Origin of the sequence: Algoriphagus kandeliae, from assembly GCF_004571135.1 — a bacterium.
Taxonomy (GTDB): domain Bacteria; phylum Bacteroidota; class Bacteroidia; order Cytophagales; family Cyclobacteriaceae; genus Algoriphagus; species Algoriphagus kandeliae.
Genome location: NZ_SPSB01000001.1, coordinates 50,920 through 63,126 on the forward strand (window position 1 = coordinate 50,920; position 12,207 = coordinate 63,126).

General features: G+C 40.2%; 11 protein-coding genes. 3 read left to right on the top strand and 8 right to left on the bottom strand.

Annotated features, from left to right (window positions below; translation table 11 throughout):
- Positions 1-29: 29 nt before the first annotated feature.
- Complete coding sequence (gene fahA, locus E4S40_RS00235; RefSeq protein WP_202615314.1) at positions 30-1,292, top strand: fumarylacetoacetase; 1,263 nt, start codon at positions 30-32, stop codon at positions 1,290-1,292.
- Positions 1,293-1,653: 361 nt separating this feature from the next.
- Here the strand turns inward: fahA and E4S40_RS00240 are convergent, their stop codons facing one another.
- From E4S40_RS00240 to E4S40_RS00260, 6 genes are all read right to left on the bottom strand, one after another.
- On the bottom strand, positions 1,654-2,436 hold the full coding sequence (locus tag E4S40_RS00240; RefSeq protein ID WP_135069115.1) for a glycerophosphodiester phosphodiesterase: 783 nt from the start codon (positions 2,434-2,436) through the stop codon (positions 1,654-1,656).
- Between the two features lie 36 nt (positions 2,437-2,472).
- A complete protein-coding gene (locus tag E4S40_RS17280; protein WP_262710576.1) occupies positions 2,473-2,604 on the bottom strand; it encodes a hypothetical protein in 132 nt (43 codons plus the stop codon).
- Between the two features lie 66 nt (positions 2,605-2,670).
- Entirely contained in the window at positions 2,671-3,576 is a 906-nt protein-coding gene (locus E4S40_RS00245; protein WP_135069118.1) for a sugar phosphate isomerase/epimerase family protein, read from the bottom strand.
- Between the two features lie 81 nt (positions 3,577-3,657).
- Positions 3,658-4,575, bottom strand: a complete 918-nt coding sequence (locus tag E4S40_RS00250) for an MORN repeat-containing protein (RefSeq protein ID WP_135069121.1) — start codon at positions 4,573-4,575, stop codon at positions 3,658-3,660.
- The gene (locus tag E4S40_RS00255; RefSeq protein ID WP_135069124.1) at positions 4,575-5,861 is read right to left on the bottom strand and encodes a tetratricopeptide repeat protein; all 1,287 of its coding nucleotides are present in this window, start codon (positions 5,859-5,861) and stop codon (positions 4,575-4,577) included. Before E4S40_RS00255 ends, E4S40_RS00250 begins: the two co-directional genes overlap by 1 nt.
- A gap of 275 nt (positions 5,862-6,136) precedes the next feature.
- A complete protein-coding gene (locus E4S40_RS00260) occupies positions 6,137-7,768 on the bottom strand; it encodes a hypothetical protein (protein WP_135069127.1) in 1,632 nt (543 codons plus the stop codon).
- A gap of 182 nt (positions 7,769-7,950) precedes the next feature.
- Between E4S40_RS00260 and E4S40_RS00265 the strand changes: the two genes are divergently transcribed.
- Both E4S40_RS00265 and E4S40_RS00270 read left to right on the top strand, forming a co-directional pair.
- Positions 7,951-9,912 carry a tetratricopeptide repeat-containing sensor histidine kinase gene (locus tag E4S40_RS00265; protein ID WP_135069130.1) on the top strand — a complete coding sequence of 654 codons (1,962 nt, stop codon included), beginning with the start codon at positions 7,951-7,953 and terminating at the stop codon, positions 9,910-9,912.
- Complete coding sequence (locus E4S40_RS00270; protein WP_135069133.1) at positions 9,913-10,557, top strand: response regulator; 645 nt, start codon at positions 9,913-9,915, stop codon at positions 10,555-10,557. It begins immediately after the preceding gene.
- Positions 10,558-10,567: 10 nt separating this feature from the next.
- On the opposite strand, the gene E4S40_RS00275 is transcribed toward E4S40_RS00270, so the two are convergent.
- Both E4S40_RS00275 and E4S40_RS00280 read right to left on the bottom strand, forming a co-directional pair.
- Positions 10,568-11,812, bottom strand: a complete 1,245-nt coding sequence (locus E4S40_RS00275; RefSeq protein WP_135069136.1) for a DUF4153 domain-containing protein — start codon at positions 11,810-11,812, stop codon at positions 10,568-10,570.
- Between the two features lie 48 nt (positions 11,813-11,860).
- Positions 11,861-12,184, bottom strand: coding sequence for a hypothetical protein (locus E4S40_RS00280; RefSeq protein ID WP_135069139.1), 324 nt, complete (start codon positions 12,182-12,184; stop codon positions 11,861-11,863).
- Positions 12,185-12,207 lie beyond the last annotated feature (23 nt).

The following is a 12,207-nucleotide window of genomic DNA, read 5'->3' on the forward strand; positions in this document are numbered from 1 at the left end:
TCTCAAATTTTTAATTTGTAGCGAAACGAATGATGATGTCTGAGCTGAAAACGTGGGTTGAAATACCGAAAAACTCCGATTTTACAATTTACAACCTACCCTTTGGTGTTTTTAAAAATAAGCGCCTTAGTCCCAGAATTGGAATTGCAATTGGAGATAAAATTGTAGACTTGAGTGTATTGGATCAAGAGGGCTTCTTCTCGGATCTTTTCCTTCCTGAAGGAATATTTCTTCAGGATTCACTCAATGAACTCATTGCTTTAGGCAAAAACCAAACTCGAAAAATTCGAGAGCGGGTACAGGATTTATTGCTTACTGATAATGAGAAACTTCGTGATCATTCAATCCGAGGGAAAGTAATGGTCAACCGCAAGGAGGCCGAAATGCTTCTACCCGTTAAAATTGGTGATTATACAGATTTTTACAGCTCCATGGAACATGCCACTAATGTGGGTAAAATGTTCCGCGATCCCGAAAATGCCCTTTTGCCAAACTGGAAGCATTTGCCTGTTGGCTATCATGGTCGGGCATCTTCCATCATTCCTTCAGGGGTAAATATTCACAGACCAAAAGGTCAGTTTAAGGATCCTGATATGGAAAGCCCTTCTTTCGGACCTAGTAGAAGAATGGATTTCGAGCTGGAATTGGCATTTATCACCGGCAAACCAACCAAATTAGGCGACTCGGTTTCTACTGCCGAAGCAGAAGATTACATTTTTGGCTTTGTGCTATTCAATGACTGGTCTGCGCGTGATATTCAAGCATGGGAATATGTTCCCCTAGGACCTTTCTTGGGTAAAAACTTCGCTTCTTCCATTTCTCCTTGGGTAGTGACTTTGGAGGCTTTGGATTATTTCCGAGTGGAAGGACCAAAGCAAGACCCGGAAGTTTTGCCTTATCTACAGTGTGAAGGTGCTCATAGTTTTGATATTAATCTGGAGGCTTACATACAGCCTGAGGGAGCGAAGCAAGCGAGTCGAGTATGTCGATCCAATTTCAAATACATGTATTGGAATATAGCCCAACAATTGGCTCACCATACAGTCAATGGCTGTAATATCAATGTGGGCGATATGATGGCTTCAGGAACTATTTCAGGTCCAACGGAGGATTCCTTTGGATCTATGTTGGAATTAAGCTGGAAAGGAAGTAAACCTGTCAAATTGGAAACAGGGGAGGAGCGGAAGTTTATCGAAGACGGAGATACGGTCATCATGAAAGGCTATGCCGAAAAAGATGGAATTCGTGTTGGATTCGGAGAGGTGAGGTCTAAGCTGCTTCCTGCGAAGTAAATAAGGTATATTTTAGAGAAAGCAAAATCCCTGATCGTTAGCAATCAGGGATTTTTTTTGACTGTAATTCAGATGGTTTAAGAGGATTAAATCAGTTTACAAAAAAGTTATGCAACATGTTCCTATGAAATAAATAAGGTCTCATATTCTTCGGTTCAAAGGCAAAATAACCACATAGTTACATAGAAAACATAGAAAAAATCGCCAATAATTAGGATGCTTTGAATTTAGCTAATAGCTGCATTTTCTTCTCCAAGACGCTATGTGAGCTATGATTCTATGTGGTGAAAAAAATTCTGACTTTGTTAAGGCATTTCAGAAGCTAAATTTTCATACCTCTAAGAAATCCAATAATTGTTTTCTATTTCCTAGATTCTAGAATTTCCAGCAATAACTCAGGTTCATCGGTAGTTATCTGGTTAATTCCTTGATCCAATAGCCAGGTCATAGTTTCTGGGTCGTTTACTGTCCAGGAATTGGTGATAAGCCCAAGCTCTCTTGCTTCCTGAATCCATTCAGGTTTCATTTTTAAAACGCGGTAATTGTAGTCAAATCCATAAAAACCGGCTTCCTTCAATTCAGCTGGAGATTTGTTTCCTGTGAGATATGAAATTTTAGCTTGGGGGTCTGTCGCTATTGCTTTCAATCCTCCTTCATAGCTAAAGGTTATGTATTCTACCCAATCTTGCGCTTGAAGTTCATGAACCATCTTTACAACTAATTCTCCGATTTTTTCACTTCGCTCTACGCTGATTTCAGATGGCTTAAACTCCAAGATCAACTTGGTTTTTTGCTGCTTCATCCCTTCCTGAAGGTACTCTTTAAGGGTAGGGATTTTTTCTCCATTCGGAAGTTTCTTTGTAAGAAGTTCTTCATAGGTGACGTGCTCGATATCCATTCCTTCAAATTCCGCATCATGATTGACTACCAAAACTTCATCAGCTGTCATCCAGACATCAAACTCAGAACCTTCACAGCCCAATCGAATAGCTTCGCGAAGGGAAGCGAGGGAATTTTGAGGAAATGAATTCTTCTTCCAAGCTCCACGGTGAGCAATCACTTTGTTTTGAATGAAACTTGACTGAGCAAGTGTGGAGAGAGAAAGTGAGAAAAGGAAAAACATGATTAAGAGTAATCGTTGCATGAGAAATCGCTTGAAGTAAATAAGGTTTTTGATTAATCAGTTTTCTTCTTGCTTGGAGCCTTCGTTTTTATCCGAACCTGACATTTTATATATCAGCCAGCCGATTCCAACCACAAAGTGAAGTGCCAAGATAGATACGACTATGATTAGGGTGGTATTGTCTTGCATGGTTTTTTGGAAGAGAAAAACTTCTAAATGAAAAAGCCAACCCGAAGGTTGGCTAGTTAAGATTGTTTATTGGAAACCAAATTTTTTCAAGCCTTCATGGCTAATTTTTATCGCTTCCAATGGATCCAATCCAAAGGTGTTGTCCTGCTCTACCAAGTAGTAAACCATTCCTGATTTATCCTTTTCTGCCAGGATTTTGGCAAAGTCTATGTTTCCTGTTCCTACGGGAGCAAAGTTGCCTTCGTCATTCATGTCTTTTACATGCCATGCATTGAACCGGCCAGGATATTTTTCAAAGTAGGCCAAAGGATCTGCACCTGCTTTGGTAACCCAGAAAAGGTCCATCTGATAATTCACATGAGCTGGATCAGTATTTTCTAGGATGTAATCTGTCAAAATCGTACCGTCTTCCATAGGCTTAAATTCAAAGTCGTGGTTGTGGTATAAAAGTTTCAGTCCTGCAGCACTGCACTTTTCGCCAATGGTGGAAAGAATATTCACCAAATCTTCCTTGGTACCTTTCATTCCCATACCATCTGGTCCGAAGGTAAACATACCCATAGGAGGGACAGGGATCACAAAGTATTCAAATCCTGCCGCCTTGGTTGCTGCGATTTGTTCATCTGCATTTTCCAAAGTTACGCCACCCATGTGGGTACTTTTTGGTTCAAGGCCAATAGATTCTAGATAGCTTTTGAACTCTGCTGGTTCCATACCATAGAATTTTCCGTCAGCATAACCTGCAGCTTCAACATAAGCGTAGCCTGCATCTGCAACTTTTTGAAGGGTTCCTTTAGGGTCAGTACCCATCGCATCTCGTAATGTGTATAGGGCCAAGCCTCCAAAATTAGAAGAAGTCATCTCGGTAGTTTCTTTCGTTTCTGTCGATTCAGTTGTCTCTGCGGTTTGTTGGCTGCAAGAAGCCAGCCCGACTGCCAATAAGGCGCTCAATAAGAAGGGGTATTTTTTCATAGTGATAAGCATTTGGTCACTAATTTACCCAAAAAAGAGACTCTTTAAGAATATGCTGCTAAAAAGCTTCCTGAATTTTTCTTACCACTTAACCACTCCCGAACCCCCGCAAATACTGCAGGTGGATTCTCGGTCTGGAGAACGGACGGTGTAGACAGGTGCACTACCGGCATATTCTCTTGAGACCTTTCCATCTGTAGATCGATAAACGTTATAGGAAGGACTTCCCTGAACTTGTCTGGATCTTCCAGGAATCATCATGGTTCCTTTTCCATCACACATGGGGCAGCGTTCATGATCGGGATGTTGTGGACTGCCTCCTTTGGTAATAGAGTAAGTGACGCTTGGTTTGGGAACTTGGATTTGACCACTGATTACCTTTACAGTTTGGCCATTGGGGGCAAAATAGGTCCCGGTAAACTCCTCGTCACTTTGGTAAGATCCTGTATACCTCCAACCATTTGAGTAATAGTAAGTTCCTTCTCCCTGCTTCATGCCGTTAGCTACATTGCCCACGTAGCGATCACCGTTGGCAAAATCCCATTCTCCATTTCCATTGGGTTGGAAATCTTTGAAGTTGCCTACGTATTTGTTTCCGGAAGGGAAATGATATTCTCCTTTTCCATTCGAGCAGTCGCCTGAAACACAACGAGGATCACGCTTTGCCTGATAGGATTTATAATCTTGGGCCTCTACCTTATAGTATTGGCTTTCGACTTTTTTTCCCATGTAGTATTCTACCTCTTCATAAGAACCATCTTCGAAAATGATTCTCCCAAATCCATGCTCTAACCCTTTTTTTACTTCTCCTTCGTAGCGATAGGATTCATAGTACATAGTTCCAGCTCCTTCGGGCATTCCTTTTACAAAAGTTCCTTCATAAATGCAGTAGATCAGATCCATTTTTCCGAATCCATTTTTGCAATCACCTTCTAGGCACTGCGCTTTTAGTGCAAAAAGAGTAAGAAAGAAAATAAGCGTAAATGGTACAGTCTTCATCAGTTGGTCAATAATTCTTTAGCCTTAGCATCATCTGAGGCGGCTTGCTCCTCATTTCCCAATTCTTTGTGAATTGCGGATCTCAAATAATACATCATTCCATCATTCGGGTTTTTTGAAATCCCTTCACTTATAAAGGCGAGTGCATCTGAAAACTGATTCAAATTAAAAAGTGCTGTTGCTCCATTCAAATAGCCGTTGTTATTACCAGGCGCAAGTTCCAGTGATTTTTTCGCATCACTTAAAGCCTCCTGGTATCTGTCTACTTTTAAATAGGCCAAGGATCTACTGTAATAATTGGCTGCATTTTTTGGAGCCAGTTGAATGGCTTTTGAATATTCCGCGATTGATTCGGAATATTTCCCCATATCGGCCAAAAGGCTAGCTTTACTTGAAATCACGTCCCTATTATTCGGTTGGATTTTATCCGATAAATTAAGGTCGGAAAGTGCCTTTTCTAATTCCCCTTGTTTTCTATATACTTCAGAACGTTTTAGGTAAACTGTGGCATTTTGGCTATTTAGTTCTATGGATTTTTGAAAGTCTGCTAAGGCACCTGAAAGGTCATCTAATTTTTCTTTCGACTCTCCTCTTAGCATCCAAATAAGACTAGATTCCGGGTCACTTTTCAAGTATTCATCAAAATCCCGGATCGCCGGCTCGTATTTTCCAGATTGGAATAAGCTAAAACCTCGGATGAAATAGGAGTCAATCAATTCAGGATTGCCATTTATTGCCATGGTGGCAGCTTGAATTACCAATAAATAGTCCCGCTTACCCAAATGGGCAGATGCTTTGGTGTAATAAAATTCGGGTGTTAATTCTGAGGAAGTATCTTCAAATTTTTGGAGGTATTCCAAGGCTTTATCGTTATCACCTAAATTATTGTAGTTAGCTGCAATGGGTATAAAAACCTGTTCGGGATTTTCTGATCGTTTGGTGAAATTCAGGTAATCCCGATTAGACCCTTCAAAATCTCCCGAATAGGAAAGTACTTGGGCACGGCTAATTAACCAATTGACACTGTCTGGAGCTCCTAAAATGGCTTTGTTCAAATTTTCGATTCCCACCTCAATTTCTCCAAACATGGCCTGTAAATATCCGTAATTCACAAGTGCTTCTGGGTTGGTAGGATACCCTTGAGCGGCTTTTTGAAAAAAATCATAAGCCGTTTGATAATCTCCCGCCAAAAAAGCTTCGGTTCCCTGGTCCCGAAGTGATTCATAACTTTGAGCTTTTGCTGAAAAGGCAAAAAGAAAAAGTAGAATGATGATGTAATTTTTCATAACTGTAAAATAAAATTTTAATAATGTAATCTTATTTAAATTATAATTCAAGATTATTAAAATTCCCGATAGATAATTCCTTTTTTGAAGGAGATTGATGAAAATCTAGAGATGGAATCAATTCTGAACCTTGAATGACAAAGGGGGCTTTATGATTACCCCCTTAAAACAATCCTAGCTTTTTGGGAGGGAAGCTTTGGGAAAAGAAGAGGAGGGATTTCGCCCTCACTCTCCATCCACCGAGAAGCTTAACCTCAAAGCAAAAAGCGCCCTTCTCAGTTCAGTATCAATTGTCTTCGTGTTCCCTTTTTCGGATCAACTGTCTTGAAAATAAGTTTTCCGGATGGAGTAACTAGATAAGGGATAGTTCCTACAATTAGTTGATCGTTAAAATCATAGCTGCTTGAGATTTTTTGGTTTTGAGGATCAATCTTAAAAATCTTTGCTTCAGCCATTACCTCATCAATTCTTACCGTAGTGATTCTGAGTACACTTCCGAAGTCTTCTCGGGAAGCTTGTATACCTTGCTCCAGCTCAGCGGGTACACTTCGGATCAATGCATAGACCATCCCATTTACTTCCAGGAGTTCCGAAGGCAAATGGATAGGGTTTTTCCCGATTAATCGAACCGGCTCATTATTATCTCCTTCGATTTCTTCGGTTAAATAAGCGGATTTTAAATCTCCCTGAGATGAAAGCTGAAGGAAAACAGTGGATACTGGTGTTTGCTGGTTTGCAAAGCTCAGGATATAATCCCCATTGGAAAGAGCAAGAATGTTTTCTACAGAAGCGACATTCAAATCCTTCATTTTTGCTTTCGATCCTGCAGGAATGTTGAGTTTGGCTTCGATGTCACTATTTAAGATTTGCTTTGCAAAAACGAGGTCTTCCTCAATCTTATAGATGGCAATGCTTGGTTTTTTATTCAGTCCCTCAGGGTAATAAGGAGCAATAATAAATTGCGCATTTCCGGCATCCATGATTTTCACATCCACCGTGGGTCTTTTTTTAGGGCCTTCTGCAAATGGAAGTCGAATTTGCTTCAGAATATTTCCCTGAGGATCCATCCGGATAGCCATCAAGTCACTGTCGTCTTTGGTTCCTTGTGATACCAATGCCAGCACACCATAGGGCGTTTGAGAATAGGTTATTCCAATGGGATTGGATTCCATATTGGTTGTCACCTGATTGTCCCAGGTTTTGCTGCTCATATCATAAACCCCAGAAATATATTGAGGATTGGAGGTAGCCATCAAACCTGCGATAAAGGCCTTTCCGTCCAAGGGGATGTAATCCGTTTCTCCATCCAATGCTCTTAAAAAGCGGTTCATCCTTCGGGTTTGATAGTTTTGGTTGTCAACGCCTTCACCTTGCAGGGCAAAGGAAACAAAAGGCCAGAATTTATCTTCCAGTTGGATTTGATCCTCTTTTTTGAATTTGAATCCAGCCCATAAATTATTGTAATAGCGGTTTTCAAATTTTCCTATATTCAATTTCGGCTTGCCAGCCAAAACCGTTTTTTGGAAGTAGCCAAATTCCTTGCCTGCTAAATTCTCAGGAACTTTCGATCCGGTAAGCATAGGCTCTGCAGCCAAATTTGAGAATTGGGAAAGGTTGGATTCGTTGTAAGGATTTTCTGCAGTTGAAATCACCTCTCCGGAATCGTCTGTCGTTACTTCCAAAAACATCAACCCGTTTTTCTTATCCTCATAAAGGAAAAAATTATAAAGCTGGGTCATGTCATCATTCCAATAAGAACCCCCATGAAAAAGCATGCCTTTTTGGGCGGCTTTTTGAGCATCTGGGCTCAATGGAATGTCTACTTCATTTGCTGTGATTTCTTGGGAATAGGCGGAAAATATTCCGGTGATTCCCAAAAGGAGTGCGAGTGTGAATTTCTTGATCATTGCTTTGAGTGTTTTGTTGAATCAAAATTCCGTCTCAGAGAAAAAATATTTCTCCCCGATTTCCGGGAATTTTCTCCCTGTTTTCGGGGAGGTTTAGCTTTGATCATTTCATTTTGTGATTGGTTCAATGGTTTTTCTACCATTTTTTTTAATTTCCGAGGTTAAGAAAACCACTACCAACCATGAGTCGGAAAAAACACGTCTCTGCATTTTTGGGATTGCTATTAGGAATTAGCTTTTCAACTTTCGCCCAGACCGATAGCTTATTCAACGCTCTCCAAAAATTTCAAAAAGAAGACAATCCATTCCAAGTTGTAGAAGCCTATAAAAATATCGGTAGGTATTTCGAATCAATTCAGGAGTATGATTCAGCATTTTCTTATTACCGAGCCGAGGGGGAATATATCAAAAGTCATTTTCAAGACTTTCTTCAGGATTCTCTATTGGGCAAAGTTTATATGGACTTTTCATTTGTTGCCTTGGGCTTGAGAGATTTGGATTTGGCCATGCCTTATCTCGATAGTGCTGAAGTGGTTTATGAGCGAATAAAAAGCTATGGGGATTTAGCCAGAGTAATGAACAACCGGGCCAATGCTCTGAACGAAATGAATCGATACGAAGAGGCGATCGGCTATTTGTTAAAAGCGATAGAATATGGGGAGCTGGTTGAAAATCAAGTAAGTAAGGACGCATTACTAAATAGTGTCTATAATAATATTGGAAAGAATTACCTGTCTCTGGAAGATTGGCAGAATGCAGCCAAATACACAAAAATGGCCATTGCAATTCCATCTTCCTATGAAATTAATAATGCACATGCCCGACTCAATTTAAGCAATGCTTACATCGGGATGGATTCTTCCGAATCAGCCATTCTACTTGCCAAAGAAGCTGAGGGTATCTATGTGCAAGTTGGTTTTCCTTATGGTGTGATTGCTGCAAAAAATAATCAAGGAGTAGCCTTAAAGAAGCAGGGGGAAATGGATGCAGCAGCATCCCTGTTTCAAGAATCCATTGACATGTCAGAGGAGATAGAATATCCTTTGGGTGTCCTCGAAGGTTTAATCAATCGGTCTGAAATATTGGCTGCCAAAAAGCAGTATAGTCAGGCAATTTCGGAGATGAAAGAGGCAGAACGACTTTGCAACTTGTATGATGATCGGCAATACCTAAAATCCGTCAGGGAGAATTTGGCTTCGCTTTACGAGAAAAGTGGGAATACTGCAAATGCATTGGCTTATTTTAAATCCTTCAAACAATTAGAAGACTCTCTAAAATCTTCCGAGAACATAAAAAATGTAAATGACTTGCTCCTAAAGTATGAGACCTCGGAGAAGGAAAAGCAGCTTGCTGAGCAGGAAGTGGAGATTCAGACTCAAAAAGCAACTTTGGCTGTAAGAAATTCTCAATTGACCTATTTGCTCTCAGGTTTGGGAATTTTGTTATTGGGTGGAACATTCATTTATCAACGAAATCGCTCTAGGCAAAAAGCAGCTTTGCAACAAGCGATCATTGAAGAGAAGGAGCGAGGCTTTGATGCGGTGATTCAGGCTACTGAAGATGAGCGGAAGCGAATCAGTAAGGATTTGCACGATGGAATAGGCCAACAGCTATCTGCTTTGAAGCTCGGATTAATTAGTCTTCAAAAAAAGGCAGATCCTGAAATGCAGTCTGAGTTGGTGGAGATTACCGACAGATTCTCTAAATCTGCAGATGAAATCCGTCAGATTTCCCACCAAATGATGCCTCGCGCATTGATGGAGGAGGGATTGGTTCAGGCCTCGGAAGATTTGCTCCGCAATACCTTCCAATATTCTGATATCCGCTACGAATTTGAACATCATGGTATGGATGGAAGACTGAACGAACGAATTGAAATTAGTATTTATCGTGTACTTCAGGAGCTTTTGAACAATATTTTGAAGCATTCACAGGCAAGTTTTGTGAATGTGCAACTTTTAAGAATGAAGAATAAATTGACCTTGTTGGTAGAGGATAATGGGAAGGGCTTGACTGGGGAAAAAACAAGTGGTCACGGACAGATGAATATTCGAAATCGTTTGGACTTGATAAAAGGAACGGTCAATTATGAATCCAGTCCAGAAAGTGGTTTGGTTGCAGTGATTACAGTTCCCGTCGAATAAATGGAAAATTCACGAATTGTTTTAGTAGATGATCATCAATTGATTATCGATGGTTTGAGCCGGATAATACAGGAAATCCCAGGCTTTGAATTGGTTACTAGCTACCATGATCCGTTGGAGGCTTTGCAAAAAATTCCAGTTTGGAAGCCAGAGATCTTGATGGTGGATTTTGAAATGCCCGGTCTAAATGGCTTGGAATTGATTCGAAAATTGAAACAGCAAATTCCTGAATTAAAGACTGTATTATTAACTATGCACTTGGATCAGGCCACAGTAAAAGAAGCCTTGTCCTTAGGTGTGAATGCATACATCCTTAAAAACTTGGATGAATTTGAATTAAGAGTAGCACTGGAAAAGGTCAGTAAAGGTCAAAATTATTATAGTGCACCGGTTACTGAGGTTTTGAATTCTAAGTCTAAATCGATTCAAAAATCATCCAACTCCCAATTGGATTTATTAAGCGGTAGGGAGCGGGAGGTTTTAAAATTGATAGCCGAGGCATTTTCCACCAAAGAGATAGCAGATCAACTCAGTTTGGAGATCTCGACGATAGAAACCCACCGTAAGTCTTTGATGCGGAAATTAGACGTCCACAATGTTGCCGGATTGGTTCGGATAGCGGTACAAGAAGGCCTAGTTTCCTAGGCCTTAATTTTTATGAAAATCCAAAAAGGATTGGGAATAAGAAAATGACGATAGCAGACCAAATGAAATAAATAGGCAGGTAGGAGGAGATTACATTTCCTACTTGCTGGGTTTCAGTTTTTCCTTTGACTGCTAGAAGTAATTTTTTACCTACCAAAACCAGATGAATCATCATCAAAACATTGATTCCTAAAACAGCCAATCTGTTAGGAGTTAATCCCCATTCATTGATTCGGAATACAATGGCTGAAAGTGCAATGGCATTCACGATCAAAGTGACTAAGGACAAAAGCAGTAGAATCCAGGTGCCGGATTTTTTATTTTTTTCATTGGAGCTTTCTGCAATGGAGAAAAAGATCAAAGCCATTACTCCGATTAATAGTAGATTGAAGAGAAGGAGAAATTCCCTGTCGTTATAAGGGTCTTTTCCAGAAAAGACAATTGCTCCGAGATAAATAACCAACATCACCAATACGATTGGGCTGAAAATCTTTGCAATGATTGGGGAGACTTTGTTTACCAATTGTGGATTGGTTTGAGTAAGGTGGGTAGCAAGAAGGGGGATAGCCGCTGCTCCGAAGATCCCGATATACTCCATGTAAAATTTCTCAATATTGATCCCGATCAAGCCAAATAAGCCAATAGTGATGCCGGATAGAAGCATGCCGGATAGTACCAAGATGGCTCCCATAACGACAGCATCTCCATTGAATCGAAGGAAAGTAAGTCGGCTTGTTAAGTCTTTTAGATTACCGGAACCATAGGTATAACCCAAAATTGCCCAAAGGAGTAAAGGCAAATGAATACAGGCTAGAATAAGGGTATCGCTGGATTTATCGTTTGGTAAGATATTGATATAAAGAAGTGAAGCGATAAAGAGGGAGCCTACTGTAAGGATGGTTTTTGAGGTCAGTTTGTTGATCCAAATGAAATAGATGGATACAAAAGGGAAAACCATCAAGCCTAGGTTTTTAGCATAAAATAGCTCGTTTTCAATGGAGAATATTTCAGGAAGTTTTGCATAAAGCCCAGCTAAAAGAGAAGCGATAATCACGACTCTCCAGTCTTTCAAACTTCCCCAATTGATGGCGTCCGATTCATAGTGCAGTCGGGTATGCCAAAATTCCGCTAGGGTGCGATCTTGGATTTCTGGATACAATACATCGAATTCTTTCTTGAATTCCGATTTGTTTTTGCGGTAGAGTTTTTCGAGTTCTGCCGGATTGTCAAGGTTGCTTTGGAGTAGCTCTTTCATTTTTGAGTGGGCTATGTGATGAATAATTTACGAAGAAATAGAGGTTAATTAATGCCAGTGTCCGGTGTAGTTGAAGATAAATACCGAAGTGAGCCAAAGGATTATGAAGTATAGGATACTGCTGAAAATGATGGCGATAAGTTTTTTGGTTCCATGGGGAAACCAATGAAATCCCATGAAGTAAAAGAATATTGCGCCTGCCGATCCACTTAAAGGAATAAGGGTGAGTGGGAGGTACATCCAGGGTTGGAAGATGTTTTCATTTGCCAATGCAAGAAAAACCAACCAAACTGTGGGAAGAACAAGACCAAGAACCGCTGGAAGCAATAGGTCTTTTGTTCGAATAGGAGGTGGGGAAGTAAGTGGATTCATAGTTTTTGTTTATTAGAAAGTAC